Source organism: Larkinella insperata, from assembly GCF_026248825.1.
In the GTDB taxonomy this organism is placed as follows: domain Bacteria; phylum Bacteroidota; class Bacteroidia; order Cytophagales; family Spirosomataceae; genus Larkinella; species Larkinella insperata.
Window position 1 is genome coordinate 4,388,688 of sequence record NZ_CP110973.1, and the last position, 24,703, is coordinate 4,413,390.

The 24,703-nt window shown below is 54.0% G+C and carries 21 protein-coding genes; 16 read left to right on the top strand and 5 right to left on the bottom strand.

What is annotated here, in order from left to right; translation table 11 throughout:
- Positions 1–136 precede the first annotated feature (136 nt).
- From modA to OQ371_RS17785, 12 genes are all read left to right on the top strand, one after another.
- Positions 137–874 carry a molybdate ABC transporter substrate-binding protein gene (gene modA / locus OQ371_RS17730; protein ID WP_265989518.1) on the top strand — a complete coding sequence of 246 codons (738 nt, stop codon included), beginning with the start codon at positions 137–139 and terminating at the stop codon, positions 872–874.
- Positions 871–1,542 carry a molybdate ABC transporter permease subunit gene (gene modB, locus OQ371_RS17735; protein ID WP_265989519.1) on the top strand — a complete coding sequence of 224 codons (672 nt, stop codon included), beginning with the start codon at positions 871–873 and terminating at the stop codon, positions 1,540–1,542. The genes modA and modB overlap by 4 nt, the downstream gene beginning before the upstream one ends.
- Positions 1,527–2,402, top strand: a complete 876-nt coding sequence (locus OQ371_RS17740; protein WP_265989521.1) for a sulfate/molybdate ABC transporter ATP-binding protein — start codon at positions 1,527–1,529, stop codon at positions 2,400–2,402. Before modB ends, OQ371_RS17740 begins: the two co-directional genes overlap by 16 nt.
- Before the next feature lie 643 nt (positions 2,403–3,045).
- Positions 3,046–3,882 (top strand): MBL fold metallo-hydrolase, encoded by an 837-nt coding sequence (locus OQ371_RS17745; RefSeq protein ID WP_265989522.1) that lies wholly within the window; start codon positions 3,046–3,048, stop codon positions 3,880–3,882.
- 29 nt (positions 3,883–3,911) lie between these two features.
- Positions 3,912–4,679: a patatin-like phospholipase family protein gene (locus tag OQ371_RS17750; RefSeq protein WP_265989523.1), complete on the top strand. Its 768-nt coding sequence runs from the start codon at positions 3,912–3,914 to the stop codon at positions 4,677–4,679.
- A gap of 411 nt (positions 4,680–5,090) precedes the next feature.
- Positions 5,091–8,096, top strand: coding sequence for a SusC/RagA family TonB-linked outer membrane protein (locus OQ371_RS17755; RefSeq protein WP_265989524.1), 3,006 nt, complete (start codon positions 5,091–5,093; stop codon positions 8,094–8,096).
- 77 nt (positions 8,097–8,173) lie between these two features.
- A complete protein-coding gene (locus tag OQ371_RS17760) occupies positions 8,174–9,571 on the top strand; it encodes a RagB/SusD family nutrient uptake outer membrane protein (protein ID WP_265989525.1) in 1,398 nt (465 codons plus the stop codon).
- 270 nt (positions 9,572–9,841) lie between these two features.
- Complete coding sequence (locus OQ371_RS17765; RefSeq protein ID WP_265989526.1) at positions 9,842–12,886, top strand: SusC/RagA family TonB-linked outer membrane protein; 3,045 nt, start codon at positions 9,842–9,844, stop codon at positions 12,884–12,886.
- Positions 12,883–14,262, top strand: coding sequence for a RagB/SusD family nutrient uptake outer membrane protein (locus tag OQ371_RS17770; protein ID WP_265989527.1), 1,380 nt, complete (start codon positions 12,883–12,885; stop codon positions 14,260–14,262). The genes OQ371_RS17765 and OQ371_RS17770 overlap by 4 nt, the downstream gene beginning before the upstream one ends.
- A gap of 54 nt (positions 14,263–14,316) precedes the next feature.
- Positions 14,317–15,186, top strand: coding sequence for a Calx-beta domain-containing protein (locus OQ371_RS17775; protein ID WP_265989528.1), 870 nt, complete (start codon positions 14,317–14,319; stop codon positions 15,184–15,186).
- An 8-nt stretch (positions 15,187–15,194) separates the two neighbouring features.
- On the top strand, positions 15,195–15,701 hold the full coding sequence (locus OQ371_RS17780) for a lipocalin family protein (RefSeq protein WP_265989530.1): 507 nt from the start codon (positions 15,195–15,197) through the stop codon (positions 15,699–15,701).
- Between the two features lie 64 nt (positions 15,702–15,765).
- Entirely contained in the window at positions 15,766–18,177 is a 2,412-nt protein-coding gene (locus tag OQ371_RS17785) for a M43 family zinc metalloprotease (RefSeq protein WP_265989531.1), read from the top strand.
- Between the two features lie 58 nt (positions 18,178–18,235).
- Here the strand turns inward: OQ371_RS17785 and OQ371_RS17790 are convergent, their stop codons facing one another.
- Together OQ371_RS17790 and OQ371_RS17795 are read right to left on the bottom strand one after the other, a co-directional pair.
- Entirely contained in the window at positions 18,236–19,072 is an 837-nt protein-coding gene (locus OQ371_RS17790) for a TIM barrel protein (protein ID WP_265989532.1), read from the bottom strand.
- Positions 19,073–19,159: 87 nt separating this feature from the next.
- Entirely contained in the window at positions 19,160–19,489 is a 330-nt protein-coding gene (locus OQ371_RS17795; protein ID WP_265989540.1) for a DMT family protein, read from the bottom strand.
- Positions 19,490–19,643: 154 nt separating this feature from the next.
- On the opposite strand from OQ371_RS17795, the gene OQ371_RS17800 reads away from it, so the two are divergent.
- From OQ371_RS17800 to OQ371_RS17815, 4 genes are read left to right on the top strand one after another with little or no spacing between them, the layout of a single operon-like run.
- Positions 19,644–19,964, top strand: coding sequence for an ArsR/SmtB family transcription factor (locus OQ371_RS17800; RefSeq protein WP_265989541.1), 321 nt, complete (start codon positions 19,644–19,646; stop codon positions 19,962–19,964).
- A gap of 1 nt (position 19,965) precedes the next feature.
- Complete coding sequence (locus tag OQ371_RS17805; RefSeq protein ID WP_265989542.1) at positions 19,966–20,433, top strand: SRPBCC domain-containing protein; 468 nt, start codon at positions 19,966–19,968, stop codon at positions 20,431–20,433.
- A 3-nt stretch (positions 20,434–20,436) separates the two neighbouring features.
- Positions 20,437–21,021, top strand: coding sequence for a DUF4256 domain-containing protein (locus OQ371_RS17810; RefSeq protein ID WP_265989543.1), 585 nt, complete (start codon positions 20,437–20,439; stop codon positions 21,019–21,021).
- A 33-nt stretch (positions 21,022–21,054) separates the two neighbouring features.
- Positions 21,055–21,717: an endonuclease III domain-containing protein gene (locus OQ371_RS17815; protein WP_265989544.1), complete on the top strand. Its 663-nt coding sequence runs from the start codon at positions 21,055–21,057 to the stop codon at positions 21,715–21,717.
- Between the two features lie 152 nt (positions 21,718–21,869).
- Here OQ371_RS17815 and OQ371_RS17820 read toward each other — a convergent pair whose 3' ends face one another.
- The 3 genes from OQ371_RS17820 to OQ371_RS17830 all read right to left on the bottom strand — a co-directional run bounded on the left by OQ371_RS17820 (position 21,870) and on the right by OQ371_RS17830 (position 24,700).
- On the bottom strand, positions 21,870–22,580 hold the full coding sequence (locus tag OQ371_RS17820) for a LytR/AlgR family response regulator transcription factor (protein WP_265989545.1): 711 nt from the start codon (positions 22,578–22,580) through the stop codon (positions 21,870–21,872).
- Positions 22,577–23,620 carry a sensor histidine kinase gene (locus OQ371_RS17825; protein WP_265989546.1) on the bottom strand — a complete coding sequence of 348 codons (1,044 nt, stop codon included), beginning with the start codon at positions 23,618–23,620 and terminating at the stop codon, positions 22,577–22,579. The genes OQ371_RS17820 and OQ371_RS17825 overlap by 4 nt, the downstream gene beginning before the upstream one ends.
- A 216-nt stretch (positions 23,621–23,836) precedes the next feature.
- A complete protein-coding gene (locus tag OQ371_RS17830) occupies positions 23,837–24,700 on the bottom strand; it encodes a sugar phosphate isomerase/epimerase family protein (RefSeq protein ID WP_265994333.1) in 864 nt (287 codons plus the stop codon).
- Between the last annotated feature and the right edge of the window lie 3 nt (positions 24,701–24,703).

A 24,703-nucleotide genomic window follows, 5' to 3' on the forward strand; every position in this document is an offset into this window, starting at 1 on the left:
ACCTCAAGTTTTCCCTGACGTGTAAAACGGAACGTGTGATGGGGGCTTCGTGTCCGCATCCTACAGTCATAAATACAGGCAAAGTCCTTCATTCTTTCAAGAACTCGTTATATTTGAACAACCATAACGAGTTTCTATGCGCCACTGGCTAATTCTCCTTCTTTTCGTCCTGGCTGGGCCTTCCAACGCCCAGAAAGTCCGGGTGGCGGTGGCGGCCAATGCCCAGTTTGTGATGGAGAAGCTCCAGGCTGGATTTAAAAAGAAAACCGGGCTGGAAATCGAGCCCATCGTCAATTCGTCGGGTAAGCTGACAACCCAGATTCAGAACGGCGCCCCCTTTGACGTTTTTCTGTCGGCCGATATGGAGTACCCCGCAGCGGTTGACAAAGCCGGAATGGCGGCAACCAAACCGAAAATTTATGCCTACGGACTATTGGTGCTCTGGACCCGGGCCGACATCGACCCCGCGCCGGGAATTGCCGTCCTGAACGACAAACGAATTCATAAAATTGCCGTCGCCAATCCCAGAATGGCTCCCTACGGTGCTGCGGCCGTAGCGGTAATGGCTCAGCAAAAACGGTTGGACATCTTACAACCCAAAATCGTTTACGGTGAAAGCATCGCACAGGTCAACCAATACCTGATTTCGGGGGCGGTCGAAGCGGGTTTTACGGCGAAATCCGTCGTTCTGGAACCGTCGATGCAGGGGAGGGGAAGATGGGCCAACGTCAAAGGGGCCGCGCCGATCGCGCAGGGGGTGGTTTTACTGAAAGGGGCCAAAGCCCATGCCCGCCAATTTTATGACTATCTGTTTTCGCCGGAAGCCCGGGCTATTTTCCGGCGCTACGGCTACCAAACGCCCGTGCACCCATGACTGATTTCGACTGGCAGCCTTTGTTACTGACGCTGCGGCTTGCTACGGTTACGACCGGGTTGCTGCTGCTGGCCGGGATTCCGCTGGCCGGTTGGCTGGCGGAATCCCGGTTTCGGCTCAAACCGGCGGTTGAAGCCGTGATTAGCCTGCCGCTGGTGTTGCCGCCGTCGGTTCTGGGGTTTTACTTCCTGCTGGCGTTTAGCCCCACGGGGTTGCTGGGCAAGAAACTGCTTGCGTGGTTTGATCTGCGTCTGCTATTTACATTTGAGGGGCTGGTGGTGGCATCGCTTTTTTACAGCCTGCCGTTCATGGTTCATCCCGTTCAGGCCGGGCTGGAAAATCTGCCCGCATCGCTGCGGGAAGCCTCTTATACATTGGGCAAATCGCGCTGGGAAACGTTTGTGCGGATTTTGCTACCCAACATAAAACCGTCGTTGCTGACGGGGGTTGTGCTTTCGTTTGCGCACACGATCGGTGAGTTTGGGCTGGTCCTGATGATTGGCGGCAACCTGCCCGGCCAGACCCGCGTGGCTTCCGTTGCGATTTACGACGAAGTGGAATTGCTGCATTATGACACCGCCAACGTTTACGCGCTGTTGCTCCTGGCCGTGTCTTTCGGAATTTTACTGGCGGTTTACGCCATCAACCGGCGATGGGTGATATTCTGATGCCCACGATTCGGCTGCACGCCCGCATGAACCTGCTGTTTGCCAGCGGTCCGGCTCCCCTCGATGTTGATTTTACGCTGAAAGCCGGAAGTCTTACGGGGTTATACGGTCCTTCCGGTTCGGGAAAAACCACGCTGCTGCGTATTCTGGCGGGACTGACCGGGCCGGAGACGGGGATTATTCAGGTGGGTGACCAGATCTGGCTTGATACCAGCCGGCGAATCAACGTGCCGACGCAGCAGCGAAACGTGGGAATGGTGTTCCAGGATGCTGCGCTGTTTCCAAACATGACGGTTCGGGAGAATGTGCAGTATGCCGCCGAAAACCGGCGGGATCCCATTGTCGATGAACTCCTGGAACTGGCCGGTCTGATGAATCTGGCTGGTCGGAAACCCGCCAGCCTGTCGGGGGGGCAGCGCCAGCGGGTGGCACTGATCCGGGCACTGGCGCGTCGGCCCCGGATGCTGCTGCTGGATGAACCCTTCTCGGCCCTCGACGTCGAAACCCGCGAACAACTGCTGGCCGAACTGGTCCGATTACACCAGCGTTTTGGCACCACTACGGTGTTGGTATCCCATCATCAGGAAGAAATCCAGCGCGTTGCGGACCAGGTTATCAGGCTGGAACAGGGGAAGGCTTATTTGGTAGAACCGGCCCTCAGCGCACGTAAAAAAGACCCTTTGTCAGTACACGGTGTCATTACCGCTCTTCGCACCGAAGCAGGGCTGGCCCAGATTCAGATTCAGGTAGGAAACGAGCGGATAACGCTGGAAGTACCGTTAAATACGTCGGAATGGCAGCCCGGACAACCCGTAATGGTGTCCATCACGTCTGCTGCCCAAGTACGGAAGATGGATTGATGCCAAAGAAAAAGCCCCGAAACCTCAGGGCTTTTTACTACCATTTTCTCTGTCCTACCTACCTTACCCGGTTAGGAGTAAGGCTCAAAAAAGATTGAATAACCCGTCCAGCCGATTGCCTCGGTGAATCGTTGCCGCTAATGGAACCGCCTGAACTTTCCGGCTGATCACTCAGAAGCAAGCGAGGTTAAAAATATCGTTAAATCCACACCCTTTTAGCGGGCTGTCCTCGAGCCGGGCTGCACATGGTGTGGCCTACTTATCTCTAAAAGATTGGATGAAAAATCGAGCGTGGGAACACAAAAATTCAATGTCGATACTGGCTCAAAACGAGCAGTATGGCAGGGGATTTCATCATGTTCATACACGTTATACACTTAACTAACGCCTAAAGGTAGGTAAAGTGTCTGGTAAATGCAAGCGGTAAAGGCTAGATAATCATAGAAAAAGTGCAGTTTTTTTTCCAATGGTATTATGATCAATTTTTTATACTGTTTTAAAACATTTTTCACTATTGTTGGACACCAACGTCTGTTTATTGACTATTTACCCGAAAGTTTCAATCAATACAACTAATTTACCCGCCGGAACAAGTTGTTCACCGCTGATCGATTAGTTGGCTTTGACGGATAAAAATGCAATTATGACCATAAAGACAATTGACACTGGTTTTTTTAAGTTAGACGGGGGAGCCATGTTTGGGGTTGTCCCGAAAACGCTTTGGAGTAAACAGCATCCGGCCGACGACGCCAACCGCTGCACCTGGGCAATGCGGTGTTTGCTGGTGGAAAGCGGCCGGCAGTTGCTGCTGATCGATACCGGTATGGGCAACAAACAGGACGCCCGGTTTTTCAGTCATTACGATCCCCACGGTGAGGCATCCCTGTTGAAGTCCATCCAGCAGGCGGGGTATTCCGAAAAAGACGTTACGGATGTGCTGCTGACGCATCTGCATTTCGACCACGTAGGCGGAGCGGTTCGGCGGATGGGGGAGCAGTTGGAGCCGACCTTTCCGATGGCCACCTACTGGAGCCACAGTGACCACTGGCAATGGGCCGTTCATCCGAACCCCCGCGAAAAGGCGTCGTTTCTGACGGAAAATATCACGCCCTTGCAGGAGAGTGGTCAGTTGCAGTTTGTCGACCAACACCCGTTTCCCTTTCCGGATGTGGAGCTGTTGCCGGTTGATGGGCATACCGAGAAGATGACGCTGCCGATCCTCCGGGTGGGGAACCAAACTGTCGCGTATGTGGCGGATCTGATCCCCTCCGCGGCCCACGTTCCGCTGCCCTGGGTGATGAGCTACGATGTGCGGCCGTTGCTGACCATGCAGGAAAAAGCGCAGTTGTTGCAACGGGCCGCCGACGAAAACTGGATCCTGGTTTTCGAACATGACCCGTTGATCGAAGCGGCAACCGTCGAATCCACTGAAAAAGGCATTCGGATTCGTGACAAAGGCGCGCTGGCTTCGTTCTTATAGATGAATGATCTAGAAACCAACCGATTGATATGAAATTTGGCTTAGTGCTTTCCGGGGGAGGGGCGCGGGGCATTGCGCACCTGGGTGTTTTGAAAGGCTTAGTGGAGGAGGGATTCTCGTTCAGTCAGATTTCGGGGACCAGTGCCGGGGCCATCACCGGTGCTCTGTTTGCCAATGGCTATACGCCCGACGAAATCCTGAAAATCATCGAAACCACCCCGTTGTACCGGCATATCCGGCCCGCCTTTACCCGGATGGGGCTGCTGCGCATCGACAAAGCGGAAGCCGTCTTCCGGACTTATTTGTCCCATGACAGCTTCGAAGCGCTGCAAATTCCGATGCACATTGCGGCCACGGATTTAACCGAGGGCTGTTTGACGGTATTTGAAACCGGCGAGCTGGTCCGACCGATGCTGGCTTCCTGCTGTTTGCCCGGTATTTTCGAGCCTTATTCGATCAACAGACACCAGTACGTCGACGGGGCTGTGCTCAACAACATGCCGGTGGAAGTGATCGAGGAAAAAGTAGACTTCATTGTGGGCGTACATTGCAACCCGTTCACCCTGCAAAAACCCATCACGTCAATCAAGGGCGTGCTGGAGCGGAGCCTGATTCTGGCCGTTCGGAGCAAAACCCGGGAACGCCTGACCCGGTGTAACCTCCTGATTGAACCGCCCGAACTGAGTCGCTACGATGTTTTTGACTGGCGACGCGCCCGGGAGATCTTCCGGGTTGGTTACCAGTACACCCAGTCCATCAAACCGCAATTGATTCAAACCCTTGCTTCTGCGATTTAAAATTGAAGTATTATAATCTTTTTTAGTGATTTCATTAGGTTGCTGAATTAGGACTCAAAAGGTATTTTATGTCTGGAAAAAGGAGGTAGAGGAATTGTGCCAAAGACCGCTGTCTCATTTTAATCAACAAATTTAGCCCAAAATCAGAAAATTAAGTAAGCGGTTTTTCTGCCGGTAAATGCCTTTCTGAAAATCAGCAATCCGCTGTTCAATAAGCGGTTGAAAAAGTCTGGTTATTTTCATGGGGAAACCTTAAGAGTCCTCAAAACTGGAGGTAGTATGCCAGCATACATTTTTTTTGGGAATGGCGCTCCAGATATTTCTTGATTTGCATTAAATTGCGATAAAGTTCCTTATCCGTAATTGGGTGAGAACTGATTTTTCCATCTTTTTTTCAACAAACCTATTTGTATGAGAAGATCATTACTGCTTAGCTTCCTGCTAACGACGCTGGTATGGGTCTCAGCGATCGCGCAGGACCGGCAGGTTACGGGCAAGGTTGTCTCTGCGGAGGACGGATCGTCCTTACCGGGTGTTTCCATTCAGGTGAAGGGAACCGCACGCGGAACGCAAACGGATGCCAGTGGGAATTATACCCTCAACGTGCCGAATTCGGGTGCGACGCTGGTTTTTAGCTTTATTGGAACCACGACGCAGGAAATTGCCGTCGGAAACCGCAGCACCATCGACGTGAAGCTGGCGAACGATACCCGCGCCCTGAACGAAGTGGTGGTGGTTGGATACGGCACGCAGCAGCGTCGGGACCTTACGGGGTCGCAACTGACGGTCAAGGGCGACGAAATTGCCAAGCTGCCGGTTCAGACTTTTGAAACGGCTCTGCAGGGCCGCACCCCGGGCGTTCAGATCACGCAGGGAAGCGGTAAACTCGGGTCGGCCTTACAGATTCGCGTTCGGGGGGCGGCTTCCATTTCCGCCGGTAACGAACCGCTGTACGTTCTGGACGGTATTCCCATCACCTCGCAGGATGTAAACACGACCGACACCGAATTATTCAGCCCGCTGGCCGACATTGATCCCAACGATATTGAATCCATTGAAATCCTGAAAGATGCATCGGCCTCCTCGATCTACGGCTCACGGGCCAGCAACGGGGTTGTGCTGATTACGACCAAACGCGGAAAAGCGGGTCGGACCAACGTTCAGATCGGCTATTATACGGGTATTACGAACGCAACCCGCAAGCGGGAGTTTTTGAATGCCGCCGAATACAAAGAGCTGTTCTCCGAAGCCTTAACCAACGCTGGAATCGATCCGAACGATCCGCTGGACGGTTTTCCGGGGTACGGTATCGATCCCAACTCAACCGCCGACAGCGACTGGGCCGGGGTGGCATTTCGTCAGGGGTCGGTTAATCAGGCCAACTTCGGGATCAACGGCGGGAACGAGAAAACCCGTTTCAGCCTGACCGGCGCGACTAACAAGCAGGTCGGTTTTATCATCGGTAACAACTTCCGCCGGAACAACATGCGGCTGAACGTCGACCACACGATCAGCAACAAGTTCAACGTAGGGGCCAGCATTGCCTTTTCCAGCATCAACAACAAAAAGGTATCGGGCGACAATGCGTTCTCGAACCCCATTCAGTTGAACGCCCTGCCTCCGCTTCAGCCAATCTACAACCCCAACGATCCGACGGGCTATAACCGTGGCACGCTGTATTACAACAACCTGGTTGAGCTGGATAACGCCTACAATTACGCCCGGACGTTCCGTACTTTTGGCAATTTATTTGGTCAGTACCAACTGGCACCGGGCCTGTCGTTCCGCAGCGAATATGGATTTGACATTCTGAACCTGCAGGAGGAAATCTACCAGGGCCGCGTAACGGAAGACGGTGCGCCGACCGGGTACGGCTACCAGGCCATGAGCCGGGTCAACAACTGGACGACCAATAACACGCTGACTTACCTGAAAAACATCGGCACCGACCATTCGTTCGATGTGCTGGCGGGGATAACCTACCAGGAGCAAAACGTTCAGACGGTATCCGCAACGGGCCGCAACTTCCCCAACGACAGATTCAAGGAGTTGGCCAGCGCCAGCCAGAAAACCGATGCCAGCTCGACCGAAACCGGGTACAGCATCCTGTCGTACCTGGCACGGGCGAACTACAAATACAAAGACCGTTATCTGGTAACTCTGACGGGCCGGGTCGATGGTTCGTCACGCTTCGGTGCCGACAACCGGTACGGTGTCTTCCCCTCGGCTTCGCTGGGCTGGATTCTGAACGAAGAGGAGTTCATCAAAAACGCGCTTCCGGTTCTGAGTCTGCTGAAACTGCGGGCCAGCTACGGTCTGACCGGGAACTCGGAAATCGACAACTTCGCATCGCGCGGTCTGTACGGAACCATCAATTACGGTGATCAGGTGGGAATCCGCCCGTCGCAGGTAGCCAATGCGGCCCTGCGTTGGGAAAAATCAACGCAGTTTGACCTGGGTCTGGAATTTGGCTTCCGTAACAACCGCGTCAACGGCCAGATTGATTTCTACAACAAAATTACCGACGACCTGCTGCTGAACGTACCGCAACCGGCCACTAACGGTTTCTCGAACATCTACCAGAACATTGGTAGCATGCGCAACCGGGGTATTGAGTTCAGCATTACGTCCCAGAATCTGATTGGGGCGTTGCGCTGGTCGACCAACTTCAACATTTCGTTCAACCGCAATAAAGTAACGCGGCTCAACGTATCGCCGATTCGGGCCAACTCGCGCTTCCTGAGCTACGTGACGGAGGGCCAGCCGCTGGGGGTATTCTACGGCAAAAAATACGTCGGGGTTGACCCCAATAACGGAGATGCCCTGTACGAAGGTGCCGATGGCCAGCCGACCAGCAACTATGCTACGGCGCCCGAGCTGTTTGTGGGTGATCCGAACCCCGATTTCACGGGTGGTTTGAACAACACCTTCTCCTACAAAGGATTTGATCTGAGCTTCTTGTTTCAGTTTGTGTACGGAAATGATCTGTTTAACGTGGCCGGTATCTACCAGTCGGTAAATGGTAACTATTTCGATAACCAGAGCAAAGATCAGATGAATCGCTGGCAGAAGCCGGGGGATGTTACCAATGTTCCGCGGGCGGAATTTGACGCGGCAAACGGCTCCGGTTTATCGTCCCGCTGGATGGAAGATGGATCGTTCCTGCGGTTGAAAACCGTTTCGCTGGGGTATAACCTGCCGAGCTCGCTGCTGAAAAAAGCGTTCATTCAAACGGCGCGGGTGTATGTATCCGGCCTGAACCTGCTGACGTTTACGAAGTATAGCGGCTACGATCCGGAGGTAAACACGCAGTACGTCAACACGACGAATCAAACGGCTAACGTTGCCCTGGGTCACGATTTTTACACCCCACCGCAAGCCAGAACGTTTACGTTTGGTGTTAACCTTGGTTTTTAAAAACGGTTTTCAGCCCGGTTTTCCGGCAGTTTAACGGAGTGCCACAGCGGCTGATGGATTAAAACCACAACCAGAAAATGAAAAAAACAATCATATCTTTAAGTCTGGCCATGATTCTGGGCGTCAGTGCCTGCGACAAAAGGCTGGATATTGAACCCCGTCAGTCGGTTGATGCCGCCACGGCTTTGGCCTCGGAGCAGGACATTGAAAGTGCCCTGATCGGCGCATATGGCGTCTTAGGTGGAACCGGTGGCGGATTGGCGGATGCGGAATTGTACGGCACTAACCTGCTGCTGCTGCCCGATTTGCTGGCCGCGGACAGCTACGTGGAGTGGCGTGGTTCGTTTGCCAGCTACCGTGAGGTGACCAGCCGGCAGATGCTGGCTACCAACGCCGAAGCACAGCGAACCTGGATCACGGCGTATCAGGTCATCAACGTAGCCAACAACATTCTCGGATCGCTCGACAAGGTGTCGAACCCCGACCGCAAAACGGAAGTAGAAGGCGAAGCGCGTTTCCTGCGGGGCATCATGTATTTTGAACTGGTTCGTCTGTTTAGTTTGCCCTGGGGCGCTACGGCCGCCAACAGTCAGCCGGGGGTTCCGCTCGTGTTGCGGGCAACCCTGACGCAGGAGCAGGCGGCCGAAACCAAGGCCCGGAATACGGTGGCCGAAGTCTACGCGCAGGTGATTGATGACCTGACGAAGGCCAAAGACGCGATGCCGGAGGACAACGGGCTGCGGGCCAACCGATTTGCGGCTCTGGCTTTTCTGTCGCGGGTGTATCTGCAACAATCGGACTACGCCAAAGCCCTGGCAGCGGCCAACGAAGTAATCGAGTCGGGTAACTACCAGTTGAACAACGACGTTACCACGGTTTTCCGGAATAAAAACACGGACGAAAGCGTATTTGAAATTCAGGAAAACACCCAGAACAACCCCGGAACCAGCAACGACGGTCTGACTACCTTCTACGCAAGCATTCCGGCCGGTGGGGCTGCCGTAGGCCGGGGCGATGTTCAGGTTCTGAACGCGTTCGTGGAGTCGTACGCTACGACGGACAAGCGCCGGACGGAACTGTTTTACATTGGGGTAAAAGGCAACGGAACGCGGTATTACAGCGGAAAATGGGCCGATTTTTACGCCAACATCCCGGTAATCCGGTTGTCAGAAATGCTGCTGACCCGCGCCGAATGCAACCTGCGGCTGGCCTCCACCACGGGCGCTACCCCCGCCGAAGATCTGAATACCGTTCGGACCCGGGCCGGTCTTGCACCGATTGCCGCCCCAACCCTGGCCGACGTGCTCAAGGAACGTACCCAGGAACTGGCTTTCGAAGGTCAGCGCATTCACGACATCAAACGCACGAAAGGCAAAACGGGAACCCTGAACTGGGATGATCCAAAACTAGTCATGCCGATTCCGAAACGGGAAATTGATGCAAACAATCAGTTGGTTCAAAATGCCGGTTACTAAGCCATAAAAAACAGGGGCAGACGTTTGCTCTTTGGTTTCTGTCTTATAAAAGCCGTCTCTTCGCAGGGACGGCTTTTTATTTGGTTCGACTACAACGGTTCTTTAAAAATCTGCGTCCTTGTTACTGTTACATAAATTTTTATTTGGTATACATCGATAAACACTACTTCGTCGTTTATTATTCTGGAAAATAAGTATATTGAACGGCCGAGATAGAGGATCCTTACCTTCCCCATACCTGGGCATTTCGTTAACACCCTGTAATCGTAGATGATAAAACGTTTTACTTTTTTAAGTTGTTGGTGCTTACTCATTGTCCTGACGGGAAGTCTGGCATTTGGGCAAACCCGCCGGGTGACGGGCCGGGTAACCGCAGCACAGGACGGAACAACGCTGCCGGGCGTGAACGTCGTTGTGAAAGGAACGACCGTGGGTGTTAGCACCGATGCCGACGGAAATTACAGCATCAACGTCCCCGACGATAAAACAACCCTGACGTTTTCGTCCATCGCCCTGGTGGCTCAGGAGGTTCCAATCAATAACCGGTCGGTTATCAACATTCAGATGGCCGAAGCCGTCAATGAGTTGGCGCAGGTTGTGGTAACGGGCTACAACTCCGTTCAGAAAAAAGACATCACCGGCTCGATGGTGTCGGTGACCAGCGAAAAATTCAAGGAAATCCCGGTCGCCAGCTTTGATCAGGCCTTGCAGGGGCAGGCCGCGGGGGTGCAGGTCACCCAGTCGTCGGGTACTCCGGGTGGAGGAATTACCGTCCGGGTTCGGGGAAGCACATCCATCACCGCCAGCAACCGGCCGCTGTTCATTGTGGATGGGGTGCCGGTAGAAGACGGTCTGCTGTCGTCGCGGGATTTTGGCGGGCAGAACGATAACGCATTTGCCCTGCTCAATCCGAACGACATTGAGTCGATTCAGGTGTTGAAAGATGCTTCGGCCAAGGCAATCTATGGTTCCCGGGCGGCTAACGGGGTCGTGTTGATTACGACGAAAAAGGGAAAAGCGAATCAAAAAACCACCTTCACCGCAGAAGTGCAGCGCGGGATAACCGAGATCGTAAAACGGCCGGATCTGCTAAACTCCAGCGAACTCATTGATCTGCAGCGCGAAGCGGTGATCAATGCGAGTCAGGACCCGGATAAACTGGGTCTGATCAAGGGAATAACCGATGGTGTGAATACCGACTGGGTCGATGCCGTTCTTCGGCGGGGCGTCTATCAGCAGTACCAGCTTTCGGCGAGTGGCGGCAACGAGAAGACACGCTTTTACCTGAGTGGCAACTACCGGGACGAAGAGGGCATCCAGTTGAACAACCGGTTCTCCCGGATGTCGGGCAAGTTTAGTTTCGACCACAAGGCCAATTCGGCTCTCTCCTTCGGTACGGACGTGACCCTCTCGCGGGCGCTTAACAAACGGGTCAAGGGCGATAACTTCCTGGATGGTGTGTATTCCGGCGCCGTAAAAAGCCTGCCCTACTATTCGCCCTACAACGAACAGGGAAAACTCTACGGCCCTAACGATCCAAATTACCAGGGGTTTCCAAACTTTAACCCGGTAGCGCAGGCGTTACTGCCGCGTTTTGATACCTACACGGTTAAAATTCTGGGTGGGCTGTGGGCCGAATACGAGTTGCTGCAAAATCTCCGGTTCCGTTCCAAGGTAAGTGTTGATTACAATCAGGTAACGGAAGATCAATTCGAATCCTCGCAAACTGCCATTGGAGGCTACCTGGAAAGCGTCGGTGGCCGGGGGTACGGGGTATTCAGTTCGGGAACCTACAACACGTTTATCAATACCAATACCCTGAGCTACAATTTCCTGCTGGACGAAAAACACCGGTTCAATGCTCTGGCCGGGTTTGAAGTGCTGCAACGGCTGGAACGGTCGTCGAGCGTATCGGGGCGGTTGTTTCCGAGCGACGACTTCACCTACATCACCTCCGCGGGAATTGTTGACAATGGAAGCTCGAACCTGCTGCGGAGCGGACTGCTTTCCACTTTTGGGGAGGTCCGGTATGATTACGATGACCGGTATCTGGCGACGCTGACTGCGCGCTACGATGGGTCGTCCCGGTTTGGGCAGGACCGTCAATTTGGGTTATTCCCGTCGGTGTCGCTGGGCTGGCGGATTTCTCAAGAGAAATTCATGGAGCCGTTCCGTTTTCTGAACGACCTGAAACTGCGGGCCAGCTACGGTTTTACGGGAAATGAGCGGATTGGCGATTTCCAGTTTTTGGGCACCTGGGCGTCGGTTACCTACAGCGGGGCCTCCGGTTTGGGCCCGGCCGCCCTGGCGAACCCGACGCTGCAGTGGGAGCGGACCCGCGAAGCCAACATCGGTCTGGACGCCAATTTCTTCAACGGCCGTCTGAACGTGTCGCTGGATGTGTACGATAACCTGACCGACCGACTGCTGTTTGCCCAGCCCATTCCGTCGACGACTGGTTTTGGAACCCTGCAGGGAAACATCGGGAAAATTTCAAACCGGGGCGTGGAATTAATGCTTTCAACGGTCAATTTCGACCGGGGCGGTTTCCGGTGGAGCACCGATCTGAACGTATCCCGTAACCTCAATAAAGTTGTGGAATTAGCCAACGACGGGCCAATATTTCGTGGTTACACCGCCGACGGAGTAGGTAATACCAACGTCGTTTTGCAGGGGCAGCCGCTGGGATCGTTTTGGGGATTGAAATTCCTGGGGGTCGATGCGGCCACGGGCGATGCAATCTACGAAGATCTCAACGGCGACGGCCGGATTTCGCCCGACGACGGTCAGGTGATCGGTAACGCCCAACCCAAGCTATTTGGCGGTCTGACCAACCGGTTTTCGTACAAGGGCTTTGATCTGAACGTATTTTTTCAGGGATCTTACGGAAACAAAATGCTGAATTTCACGAGCGTTACCTCCATCAATACCGGCGCCGACCTGCAAAGCAATCAATCGCGGAAGGCACTGGAGCGTTGGCAGAAACCGGGTGATATCACCAGCGTGCCGCGTTATGTCTATCAGAATAGCTACAACAACTACCACAGCAGCCGATTCCTGGAAGACGGCTCGTACCTGCGTCTGAAAAACGTGGCGCTGGGCTACAACATTCCTAAAAAATACGTAGAGCGGTTCCGGATCGTTTCGGGCGCCCGCGTCTTCGCTTCGGCTACCAACCTGTGGACCCTGAGCCGGTACAGCGGACCGGACCCGGAAGTGAGCACGCTGGATGGGTCGACAACCGCCCAGGGTATCGACTTTTTCACCATTCCGCAGTACAAAACCTTGATGGTGGGAATCTCTTTGAACCTATGAAACAATTACTTCACTATACGGCCATTCTGGCAACGGTCTGGCTGGCGTCCTGCACGACAGTGCTGGAGCCCAAACCGGTGGATTTGCTGGTTGACAACTTGGTATTGAACGAACCCGCCGACGTTGAGCCGGCCCGCATCGGCGCCTATAATGCCTTGCGGGGCATGTCGGCCACCACCATGATGGCGGGCGATTTTACCGCCGATTATATTCGCAACAACGGGACTTTCACGGACTACCGGGAGTTTGGTACCAAGCAGATTACGTCGTCGAATGGGGCGGTGGCTTCGTTGTGGAGCAACATGTACCGCACAATTTACGTAGCCAATTTTGTGCTGGAACGCCTGCCTGAAATCAGTGGGGTTCCGGAGTCAACCCGGCGGCAGGTACTGGCTGAAATGCGGTTTCTGCGCGGATATGCCTACTTTATTGGCGCAAATACGTTTGGGGATATTCCGAACGTAACGACTACCGACCAGGCTACCAACCGAACCATTCCGAAGTCGCCCAAGGCTGAAATTTTAGCCTCCGTTCTGGCCGACTGGCAGGCGGCCGAAACCGATCTGGCCAACGCGGTGACGGGAACGTCGGCTCAGATTACCAACGCAACGTACGCCAACAAAACCAGCGCCCGGGCCATGCTGGCCCGGTATTACCTCTACCAGAAAAACTGGGCGCTGGCCGAGCAGTACGCAACGCAGGTCATCAATGCCAATGTGTATCAGATAGAACCCAACTACTCCGATATTGTCAGCAAGGACTTCACCAAGGAGTCGATTCTGGAAGTGGGGTATGCCCTGTCGGACGACCCCGGTACCAGCAGTTTCGGATTGACCAACCTGTATCTGGGGCGTCGGGAGGTGATTCCTACCGATCAGCTGGCGCTGGTAATGCTGTCGACGGAGTCGGGCACCCGCCGGACCACAATTGCCTTTAATCCGGAAAACCAGGGTGGCGACGACAACGGGTGGACGGTCCAGAAATACGGTACGGCGGATAACGACAACAACAATATTGTGCTGATGCGGCTGGCTGAAATGTACCTGATCCGGGCCGAAGCCCGGACGCAGCAAAACAAAATAACGGGGGACAACGGAGCCGTCGCCGACCTGAATGTGCTGCGGGCCCGGGCCAAAGCGCCCAATGTGGCCGCTGCCAGCCAGGCCAGTATGCTGCTTACTATCGAGCGGGAGCGGGTCTATGAACTGGCCTTTGAGGGCCACCGCTGGTACGATCTGGTACGAACCGGGCGGGCGCAGGCGGTGATGTCGGCTTTTACGCCCAACTGGAACAGCCGCTACGAACGCTGGCCAATACCGCAGGGGGAGATTCAGCGCAACCCGGCATTGAAAGACGCCCAGAACCCGGGATACTGATATAAAACGTGAAGAAGTGGTAACCCGGGCTACCGGGTTCGATCCTTAAGTAAGATGAGAAATTACAAATACATTCTAACGGTTTTCATGACATTGCTCCTGGCTTGGGTAGTGGTGGCCTGCGAAGAACAGGATATGGACCGCACGTTTGAAGGGCCTTATTTCGTGCGTTTTACCGACTCCTCGCTGACGTTCAAGGAAAGTTACAACCAAACCATTTCCGTACGGGTGCACAACGCCGGCCCCCAGCTGGGCGAACCCATCACGGTTCGGTATGCCATTTCCGGAACCGCCCGGGAAGGCAAGGACTACGCTTTCGAGGGTACCAAAGGAACCGTAACGATACCGGCCAACCAGAGCTTCGGGGAAATCAAGCTTAAATTGATCAATAATGCCAATAACATCCTGGAATCCCAGACCGTCGTTTTTACCCTGACGGACGTTGAGCCCGCGTCTCTGCGCGTTGGTTTTGGCAAAGAAGGACTACTGGGCAAAAGCATCACATTTACCATCGAAGATGATTGCCTGCTTAGCGGCAATTACACGGGAGTTCGGCAAAATGGCGCTTACGCTAATCTGCTGGGAATTACACCGGCAACCGCAACCCTGCGGGATATTGCCATCACCAGCACCGATTGCAAAACCTATACAATCACCAACTGGAACATTGGTCTGCCCGACCTTTTCGGCTACAACGCCATCAAACCTTCGTTTACCTTTGTCGATACCGGGGATAATACGCTGACCATTCCGACCCAGTCAAATTCCGAGCTGGGAGGGGATACGCTTTCGGGAACAGGGTCCTGGAATCCGCAAAACCGTCAGCTTTCTTTTAACCTGCGCTGGAAGGCAAACCTAAGAACAAATGCCGGAAAGGATACGACTCTGACGATTACCTTTCCATTTACGTACACTCCGCAATGATGTTTAGTATGAAACGATCCTTACAAATAACAATCCTATTTCTGGGTATAATAGGCTTGTTTGCCGGATGTTCTGAAAAACTGGACCCCAAACCGATTACTTACAGTCAACTGCTGACGGGCACCGAGAAAAAGACCTGGCGACTGGTCACTTTCGAAGTGATTGACCAGAAAGAAAGATCGGGCGTGATACCCGTTCAGAATGCGATCAATCCCTGCCGGGCGGATGACCAGTACGTTTTTTACGCCGACGGAGGGCATAAATTTGAGTACCAAAATGGCTCGACAAAGTGTACGGCAAACGAAGGCGACCTGCTTTTTGAAGATAGCTGGGCATTGACCAACGGAAATGCCACCCTGGAATTCGTAATTCCAATTTTTGAAGATGCAGTATTGCCCTACACCATCAAGAACCTGACCGAAAACTCCATGACCGTAGAAATCTATTTCGATAAGATCTATGCGGACCCGATTGACGTCAGTTACCGATTTACCTTCAATTCGAATACGAGATAAGGGCTGAAAACAGGTGGATCGGAGGCTATCCGTCGTTTGTAAGCCGTAAACTGGACTGCTTTATATGTTAAAACAGATACTTCTTTCTTTCAATCTTTTCACTTGTGCGTGGGGTTCGCTGCAGGCCCAGTCGATTCCGGCCTGGCAGCACCTGGCCGCCCAACCCGCCCGGGAACAGTGCGCCACCGTGCAAATGGACAGCGCCCTTCGCGCTAAATATCCCGACATGGGTAGCCGGGCGGCTTTTGAAAAAACGCTTCAGGAACGAATCAAACAGATTCAGAAACTCGAACGAACGGGCCGCCTGGCCGATGCAGTCCTGACGATTCCGGTTGTTGTGCACGTTGTTCACGCTGGGGAGTCGGTCGGGACGGGCCGAAACATCAGTGAAGCGCAGGTGAAAGCCCAGCTGGAAACGCTCAACGAAGACTTTCGCCGGAAACCCGGAACCCGGGGCTTCAACGAAGACGCCCGGGGCGCCGACATTGAAATTGAATTTTGTCTGGCCGCCATCAATCCGACGGGCGGTACGATAGCCGAACGCGGGATTGATCGGGTGAACGGCGCGGCTAATTTTGGCAAAAGCACCTGGAGCAAAACCGACATTGACGGGGTTTTGAAACCCAATACGTACTGGGACCCCGAAAAATACTTTAACATTTGGGTGGTTGATTTTGCCGCTACCGACGACCGGCTTTTGGGTTACGCGCAGTTTCCGAGCCAGTCTACCCTGCCGGGCCTTTCGTCAAACATGGGGGCGGGAAGCACCGACGGCGTGGTGATTCGCTATCAATCGTTCGGAAACGCCGAAAAAGGCAACTTCCCGGTTATGCAGGCTCCTTACAACCTCGGGCGGACGCTGACCCACGAAGTAGGCCACTGGCTTGGCCTGATTCACATCTGGGGGGACGCCAACTGCGGCAATGACTTTGTGGACGATACGCCGACGCAGGCATCCGAAAGCCGGGGTTGCCAGAAAGGGCGGACCAGCTGCGGCACCACCAACATGGTGGAAAACTACATGGACTACTCCGATGATGCCTGTTTCAACATTTTTACACGGGGGCAGAAAACCCGTATGCGGGCGGTCATGCAGTTTGCGGTTCGGCGGGCCAACCTGGTCAATTCCAACGTTTGTGGCACGTCGGTTGTCGCTCGTCCCAACTCCAACTTCCGGGCCGAGAATGTGCGGGTTCTCCTGGGCGGACAGGTGCGCTTTACCGACCTTTCGACCAACTTCCCGACCCGGTGGGAATGGACGTTTGAAGGGGGAAATCCCTCGTCCTCCACGGAACAAAACCCCGTTGTAACCTACAGCCAGCCGGGTAAATTTAAAGTAACGCTGGTGACGGCCAACGCTGCCGGAACGTCAACGCCGGTGGTCCGCGAACAATACATCGAAGTGCTGAACGTCGGCCTGTGCGCGAGCCAGACCAATTTCAACGGCACACGGACGGTATTGCGGCAACCGGGGGGAACCGGCTATCTGGCCGGGCAGAACAGCCGTAAAATTCGCGCCGTTTCGGAGTTGTTCAGTAACTCCTTGGGGTATACGAATATGAACAGCGCATCGATCCGGTTCGGGGTGGCCAAAGCCGCCAAGGGCGCTGAAACGGAATCGGTTGTAACCGTCACGGTCTGGAACGCCCGGGGCTTCCAGAACGGACCCGGCGCCGTGCTGGAAACAAAGGACATTCCGCTCCGGACCATCCTGGAGGATGTGGCAAACAACCGGGCTACCACGATTGTCTTTGAGCGAAATGTTCCGTTGAGTGGATTACCGTTCCACGTTGGCGTCGAACTGGCTCAGGCGGCTGGTGACACGGTGGCGCTGGTGAGTACCAACAACGGAGAATCGCTGAACGCCAGTTCGTGGCTGCAGAGCAGCCAGGGCAACTGGGGCCGCTACCGGGATAGTTTGGGGGTCAACATCGCCTTTGATATTTCGGCCAAGGTTGGTATGAAACCGTCGGTGCAGATCACGACTTCGGCGCAGTTTGTTGATCCCGGGCAAGCCGTGACGCTGAACGCGCGCGGGGCCAGTATCTTCAGCTGGTCGGGTCAGAACCTGAGCCGAACGCTGGGCGCTCAGGTGATTGCCCGCCCAACGCAAACGACCTCATACACCGTAACGGGAACCGGTCTGGATATGTGCGATACCATCGCGACCGCCCGAATTTTCGTACGGCCGGGTACGATTACCGAAGTGCCGACTACCTTACCGGATCAGAATTTGACCGTTTCGCCTAATCCCAGCGATGGACTGGCTAAACTAGCCTTCCGAAACACCGCGCGGGGTTTGCTGACGCTGACGGTGCGGAATGTAACCGGGGTGGTGGTGCTGAAACAGCAATTCCAGAAAACCGAGGACGGGTTTCAACGGGACCTGGACCTGCGAACCATGCCCGCCGGTTTTTATCTGATTGAACTCAGGATCGGCGACCAGGTGGTCAGGAAAAAGATGGTGAAGCAGTAAAAAAGGGAAGGTCCAGCTAAGTGCTGGACCTTCCCTTTTTTATGGGCTACCGACGGGATCAGTAATTCAGCTTGGCCAGGTAGTCGAAGTCGTATTTGGCGCTTTCCATGGCGGTTTTCGGGTATTCTTCCTGCTCAACGAAGAAGTACTTCATACCGGCTTTGTCCATGTTTTTGAGCATCTTGACGATGTTGATCTGCCCCTTACCAAACTCGGTGCTTTCCTTGGTTTTCGCGTCCATGTCTTTCAAATGCCAGAGCGGGAAACGTCCCGGGTACTTGGCGAAGTACTTCAGCGGATCGTTGCCGGTCAGGATGGCCCAGCCCAGGTCCATTTCCATTTTTACCAGCTTCGGGTCGCTTTTCTCAATCAGAATGTCGTACAGCACCTTGCCGTTTTTCTTTTCAAATTCGTAGTCGTGGTTGTGGTAGCCAAACACCAGTTTAGCCTTCTGGCAGTCTTCGGCGGCTTTGGAAAACAGATCGGCGCAGCGCTCGTAGTTGGAAACGGTCTGGCCCTCCGATGGCAGGGACGAACAAACCAGGTACGATTGCCCGGCTTCGGCGGCCATGTCTACCGACCGTTTCCAGTCTTTGTCGATGTGCACGTGCCCGCTGCGGACGTTCATGCCCAGGTCGTTGGCAATTTTCTTGATTTCTTTTGGTTTTAGACCGTAAAAATTCCCTTTGTCGCTCCGGGCCGATTCCAGTTCCTTGTACCCGATTTTTGCCAGTTGTTTCAGCGTTCCGACGGCGTCGGCCAGCATTTCCTTGCGGACGGTATAGAGTTGAATTCCGACATTTTTCACTTTAGCGGCTTCGGAAAAGGTGGGGAGCAAAAGCGCCCCGGCGGCCAGGCTGCCCGATGTTTTCAGAAAGTTTCTTCTGCTTGTCATCCTAGTTTGATTGAAAATACGATTGCGGTAACGGCACTATAAGTCGTGAAGCGGAGAAGTCTACTAACCCGGCTTTCGGGCTGCAACCTACCACTTTTTAAACACAAAAAAGACCGCCAGCACGATGAACAAAAAGCCAACAATGTAATTCCACTTAATCTCTTCCTTCAGGTACAGAACCGCAAAGGCAACAAACACCAGCAGACTGACCACTTCCTGAATCGTTTTGAGTTGAAACGCCGTGAACTGGTAGGAGCCAATGCGGTTGGCGGGCACGGCCAGGCAGTATTCAACGAAGGCAATCAGCCAGCTAATCAGGATGACTTTCCACAGCGATTCGCCTTTGTAGCGCAGGTGCCAGTACCAGGCCGTGGTCATAAACAGGTTGGAAAAAATTAATAAAACGACGGTTCGCATGATGGTTTTATGAAGCGTTATGATAGACTGTAACAAGTACAGCAATGCGGGAGAATTCGCAAAAATTACGGGACGTCTTTTTTATAAAAAACGATTTGGAAAATCTTGTGTAGTTAAATGGCTACACGTATATTTGTAGTCAAATGACTACGCGATGAATTTACGAAGAGATGTGTTCCAGGCCATAGCGGACCCCACCCGACGGGCCATCCTGCTGTTGGTAGCTTCCCAGTCGATGACCGCCGGGGCCATTGCCGCCAACTTCGACACCGCCCGCCCAACCGTTTCGAAACACCTGCAAATTCTCACCGAGTGCGAATTGCTGCAACAGGAGCAGGCTGGCCGGGAAATTTACTACCACTTCAATGCCGACAAAATGAAAGAAGTCGCCGACTTCATTGAGCCGTTCCGCCAAATGTGGGAGGACCGGTTTAACAAACTGGAAGCTGTCATGAAAAACTACAAGGGCCAATAAAATGGGGCAGAAAACACGAGTCGATGCCGAAGAAGGCAAGCAGGAGCTGGTGATAACCCGGGAGTTTGACCTGCCCCTGGAGCTGCTTTTCAAAGCGTATACAGAGCCCGAACTAGTGGCGCAGTGGATGAGTACGAACGTGCTGAAGCTGGAAAATAAAAGGCATGGCGGCTGGCAATTTGAAACCACCGATGCGCAGGGCAACGTGGTGTTCAGGGCCAATGGAACCATCCATGCGTTTGTTCCGAATCAGAAAATCACGCGCACGTTTGAAATGGAAAACACGCCCTTCGGCGCTCAACTGGAGTTTCTGGAATTTGAACAACTGACGGAGACCACCAGCCGGCTCACGATGCATGTCATCTATCGATCCGTCGCGCTCCGGGACCAGCTGCTGAAGCTGCCCTTTGCCAAAGGCATCAACATGGCACACAACCGATTGGAGGAAATCGTACGTAAACTAGCATAACCCATGACGACAGAAAAAACTAACATCAGCGAAGACAAAGAGTTGTCTCCCGAACAGCGTGAAGCATTGCTGAGCACACTGAGAGTCCGGTTTGAGAAAAACACAAACCGCCATCAGGACCTGCAATGGGCCGACGTGCAGGCCCGGCTGGAAGCAAACGATGAAAAGCTGTGGTCGCTCCACGCCATGGAAGAAACCGGTGGTGAACCGGATGTGGTCGACTACGATCAAAAGACGGGCGAATACGTTTTCTATGACTGCTCCGCGGAGAGTCCGAAAGGCCGCCGGAGTGTTTGTTTCGACCGGGCGGGCTGGGAGTCCCGAAAAGAAAACAAGCCGGAAAATACCGCCATGGAAATGGCGGCTGACCTGGGGATCGAGCTGCTGTCCGAAGAAGAATATCGGGCGTTGCAGCAACTTGGGAAGTTCGATACAAAAACGTCGAGCTGGGTGCAAACGCCGGCTGAAATCAGAAAACTCGGCGGAGCCCTCTTTTGTGATCGTCGCTACGACACGGTTTTCCTGTACCACAACGGCGCAGAATCTTATTATGCCGCCCGGGGGTTCCGTGGCTCGCTAAAAGTCTGAAAACTTCGCGGTCTTTTTTGGGTTAAAGATTGCGTGAAGCCCAATTTTGATTTAACGCTGGTTCTGAGTCGGGTGGAGGAAGCCATCCGACCGTATCCGAAAGCCGCCATGTTCGACCTGTACGAGCGGGGATACAACACGGTTTTTGAACAACTGATTTCCTGCATCATCTCCATCCGGACGCTGGACGAAACTACCATTCCGGTTTCGCTGCGGCTTTTCGACGTGGCCCGCACGCCCGAGCAGTTGCTGAAACTCGCCCCGGCGGCTCTGGCCCAACTGCTCTACGGGACGCAGTATCCGGAGCAGAAAGCTTATACGATGCTGGGAATTGCGAAGCGGGCGGTGGAAGAGTTTGGCGGCCAGATTCCCGCCGATTTCGAAACGCTGACTTCGTTTAAGGGCGTCGGCCCCAAGTGCGCCAATTTGACGCTGGGTGTGGCCACTGGACAGGCCGCCATCAGTGTGGACATTCACGTTCACCGCGTCACCAACCGCTGGGGCTACGTCCGGACGGGGCAACCCGAACAGACGTTAAAAGTACTGGAGAAGCAAGTGCCCGTCGCGCAGTGGATTGACATTAACCGGCTGCTGATGCCGTTTGGCAAGCACATCTGCACCGGCACCCTGCCGCGCTGCTCCACCTGCCCGGTACTGGAATACTGCGAGCAGGTGGGGGTGACCAAACACCGCTGAAACGGCTGGGGCAGACAGCTTCCGTCCGCTGTGTCTAAAATGCCGGGCAGGCTGTACCGTGCTCAGGCGATGGGCTAGGATGCTAATCGGTTTGCCGAGTTGCCAGAGCGGCTGGACGCACTGCTGCGAACCGAGGCAGCGGAGCCTTTTTCTTATGGTTGAAACCGCTTGAAGAAATCGGCTTCATAGCTCATTCCAATCGGAATTTCTTCACCAGCGAGCGTAATGATCCGGTTGCGGACCTGCTCAATCCGGCTGAAGGGTACAATGTAGGACCGGTGAACACGGATAAACCGTTTGCTGTCCGGGTCGGCTTCCTGAAGTTTCTGCAACATGGTTTTCATCGTCATGCGGGCCACAATCGGGTGATTGCTGGGCTGGAGGTGTATCTTCAGGTAATCGTCCAGTCCTTCGATGAACAGAATGTCGGACAGGGCAATTTTGTGGAGCGTATAATCGGCCCGGATGTACAGATAGGCTTCTTTGGCGGGGTCGGCGGGGTGGCGCAGGCGGTAGTGCTCGCTGGCTTTGCTGACGGCCTGCTGAAACCGTTCGAACGTAAAAGGCTTGAGCAGATAATCCACGGCGTTCAGGTTGAACCCTTCGACGGCAAATTCGGCGTAGGCCGTGGTGAAAATCACCATCAGGTGGGGCGGAATGGCCTTATGAAATTCAATGCCCGAAACCGACGGCATATTGATGTCCAGAAACAGCAGGTCGGTTGGCGTGTCGTGCAGGTGCCGAAGGGCTTCGTCGGGGCGCAGAAACGTTTTTTGCAGATCTACGGTGGCAATCTGGCCGCAAAAATGGGTCAGGACCCGCAGGGCGGGCGGTTCGTCGTCTAAGGCAATCGCTCGAATCATACCAGATCAATCGTTAAATCAACCGTAAAACCGTTAGCCGTATTGCTGATCGCCAGCGTATGGCGGTTGGGGTACATCAGGTGCAGACGGGTTCTGGTGTTTTTAAGGCCAATGCCGCCCGCCGTTTCGGCATCGTAGTGAACCCGCACTTTCCGGTTGAACACCCGCAGGTTTACGCGGCTGTTCTGCACCGTGACGGTCACGGTGATCTGGGATTTTTCCTCCGGATTAACGCCGTATTTGAACGCGTTTTCGATGAACGAAATCAGGATCAGGGGCGCAATTGGCTGGCCGTTGGGCTGGCCGTTGACCGTAAACTCCACCTGGACCGTGTCATCCAGCCGCAGTTGTTGCAAATCAATGTAATTTCGGATGTACTCCAGTTCTTTCGACAGCGGTACCTGGTGGTGGCCCGCATCCCGGATCACGTACCGCATCAGCGACGAAAGTTTGACCACCGCATCGGCCGTCCGGTCCGACTGTTCGATGGCCAGGGAATAGATGCTGTTGAGCGTGTTGAACAAAAAATGCGGGTTGATCTGGGCCTTCAGGTACGAGAGTTCCGTGGCTAGTTTTTCCTGTTCGGTCTGCCGCCAGCGGTTGTTGCTTTGCAGGAAAAGCGACACAAATATGCCGACCAGAAACAGAAACAGCGCGTGACTCAACTCAAACCCGACCGGCGGTTTTCGACTCAGACCCGGACCCACGGGGGCCGGTCGGCTGGGCGGTGGTAAATGGGAAAATACATCCTGGCGGTCGAGGAGGAGCACGGTAATGATAATGACCAGAAAACAGCCGGCCGCAACGGTGATGTATAAGGCGTATTTTTCCTCAAAATAGAGTTTCGGAATCAGGTAATAATAGTTGGCGTAAAAAAAAGCCAGCATAAACAGGTACGACAGAACGTTCGTCCGTTCGTGCGGGTTGCGGGCCAGTTGCGACCATCCCGGAAAGCCCACCGGTGCAAAAATGTAGGGGAGCGCCAGAAAAGCCAGGCAAATCAGAACATGGAGTAGAATCGGCGGAATCGTGCGTTTCATCCAAGGGGTTGCTAGTCACCCGAAACTACAAAAACCGGTATCAGAATAAAAAGGCGTGCGGTAGAAAGCAGAAATGTGTCGGTAAACCGGGTAGGGAGAGGGACGAAAGCCGTGCTGATGAAGCGGAAAGGCGGTCATCGGTTAACCCCGCAATGCCTGCGACGAATGCCGATAACCGCCCTTCCGTAAACCGTCAATCCTGGCGAGCTGGCCCGTTTATTCCGTCAGGTTTTTCAGGTACGCAATGCTTTTCGGTACCTGATCCGCCCAGATGTTGCTTTCGTCTTCGATGAAATAATGCTTGATACCGACTTTCTTCGCTGTTTTGAGGACCATCGGCATGTCAATCTGGCCCGTTCCCAGAATCACGTCGTTTTCCTGCGGGGTGCCGCCGGTCAGATCGCCTTTTACGCCTTTTTTGAGGTCCTTCAGGTGCATCAGTTTCCAGCGGCTGCCGTATTTGTTCAGCAGTTTCACCGGATCGGCGCCCCCGTGTGTGGCCCACAGAATATCCATTTCGAAGGATACGTATTTGGGATCGGTGTTTTTTACCATGTAATCAAACAGCGTTCCGTCTTCGTAGGGCTGGAATTCGAAACCGTGGTTGTGGTAGCAGAAGGTCAGGCCGTTCTCCTGCAACACTTTGCCGACGCGATTAAAATCCTCAACGGCTTTTTTGGCGTTTTCGAGCGTAAAGTTGCCTTTTTGGTGCGGAATCCAGGCACACATGACGTATTGAGCGCCCAGCTCTTTCGCGTTTTTGACAACTTCCATCGGATCTTTCACCAGTTGCTCATACCCAGCGCCGGTACCCGGTATGCTGATGTTCCGTTCTTTCAGCAATTTCTTGAATTCGGCGGTGGTGATGCCTTTTGGGGTGCCGCCTTCCATTTCGGTAATGCCCAGGGATTGGATGGTGTCGAGCGTCGCCACGATGTCTTTCGGGAAACTATGGCGGTATGTGTACGCCTGAATGCCAATTGGGAAGGTGTAAATCTTTTTGCCTTTCTGGGCGAAGCCGTCGCTGAAAGTAAGCAGAGATGCCGCCAGGAGAGCAATCGCAACGTGGTTCTTTGTCATCAT

Excerpts from the sequence above, each read along its gene's own strand:
- modA (WP_265989518.1), top strand. The coding sequence starts at position 137 with ATGCGCCACTGGCTAATTCTCCTTCTTTTCGTCCTGGCTGGGCCTTCC.
- modB (WP_265989519.1), top strand. The coding sequence starts at position 871 with ATGACTGATTTCGACTGGCAGCCTTTGTTACTGACGCTGCGGCTTGCT.
- OQ371_RS17740 (WP_265989521.1), top strand. The coding sequence starts at position 1,527 with ATGGGTGATATTCTGATGCCCACGATTCGGCTGCACGCCCGCATGAAC.
- OQ371_RS17745 (WP_265989522.1), top strand. The coding sequence starts at position 3,046 with ATGACCATAAAGACAATTGACACTGGTTTTTTTAAGTTAGACGGGGGA.
- OQ371_RS17750 (WP_265989523.1), top strand. The coding sequence starts at position 3,912 with ATGAAATTTGGCTTAGTGCTTTCCGGGGGAGGGGCGCGGGGCATTGCG.
- OQ371_RS17755 (WP_265989524.1), top strand. The coding sequence starts at position 5,091 with ATGAGAAGATCATTACTGCTTAGCTTCCTGCTAACGACGCTGGTATGG.
- OQ371_RS17760 (WP_265989525.1), top strand. The coding sequence starts at position 8,174 with ATGAAAAAAACAATCATATCTTTAAGTCTGGCCATGATTCTGGGCGTC.
- OQ371_RS17765 (WP_265989526.1), top strand. The coding sequence starts at position 9,842 with ATGATAAAACGTTTTACTTTTTTAAGTTGTTGGTGCTTACTCATTGTC.
- OQ371_RS17770 (WP_265989527.1), top strand. The coding sequence starts at position 12,883 with ATGAAACAATTACTTCACTATACGGCCATTCTGGCAACGGTCTGGCTG.
- OQ371_RS17775 (WP_265989528.1), top strand. The coding sequence starts at position 14,317 with ATGAGAAATTACAAATACATTCTAACGGTTTTCATGACATTGCTCCTG.
- OQ371_RS17780 (WP_265989530.1), top strand. The coding sequence starts at position 15,195 with ATGAAACGATCCTTACAAATAACAATCCTATTTCTGGGTATAATAGGC.
- OQ371_RS17785 (WP_265989531.1), top strand. The coding sequence starts at position 15,766 with ATGTTAAAACAGATACTTCTTTCTTTCAATCTTTTCACTTGTGCGTGG.
- OQ371_RS17790 (WP_265989532.1), bottom strand. The coding sequence starts at position 19,072 with ATGACAAGCAGAAGAAACTTTCTGAAAACATCGGGCAGCCTGGCCGCC.
- OQ371_RS17795 (WP_265989540.1), bottom strand. The coding sequence starts at position 19,489 with ATGCGAACCGTCGTTTTATTAATTTTTTCCAACCTGTTTATGACCACG.
- OQ371_RS17800 (WP_265989541.1), top strand. The coding sequence starts at position 19,644 with ATGAATTTACGAAGAGATGTGTTCCAGGCCATAGCGGACCCCACCCGA.
- OQ371_RS17805 (WP_265989542.1), top strand. The coding sequence starts at position 19,966 with ATGGGGCAGAAAACACGAGTCGATGCCGAAGAAGGCAAGCAGGAGCTG.
- OQ371_RS17810 (WP_265989543.1), top strand. The coding sequence starts at position 20,437 with ATGACGACAGAAAAAACTAACATCAGCGAAGACAAAGAGTTGTCTCCC.
- OQ371_RS17820 (WP_265989545.1), bottom strand. The coding sequence starts at position 22,580 with ATGATTCGAGCGATTGCCTTAGACGACGAACCGCCCGCCCTGCGGGTC.
- OQ371_RS17825 (WP_265989546.1), bottom strand. The coding sequence starts at position 23,620 with ATGAAACGCACGATTCCGCCGATTCTACTCCATGTTCTGATTTGCCTG.
- OQ371_RS17830 (WP_265994333.1), bottom strand. The coding sequence starts at position 24,700 with ATGACAAAGAACCACGTTGCGATTGCTCTCCTGGCGGCATCTCTGCTT.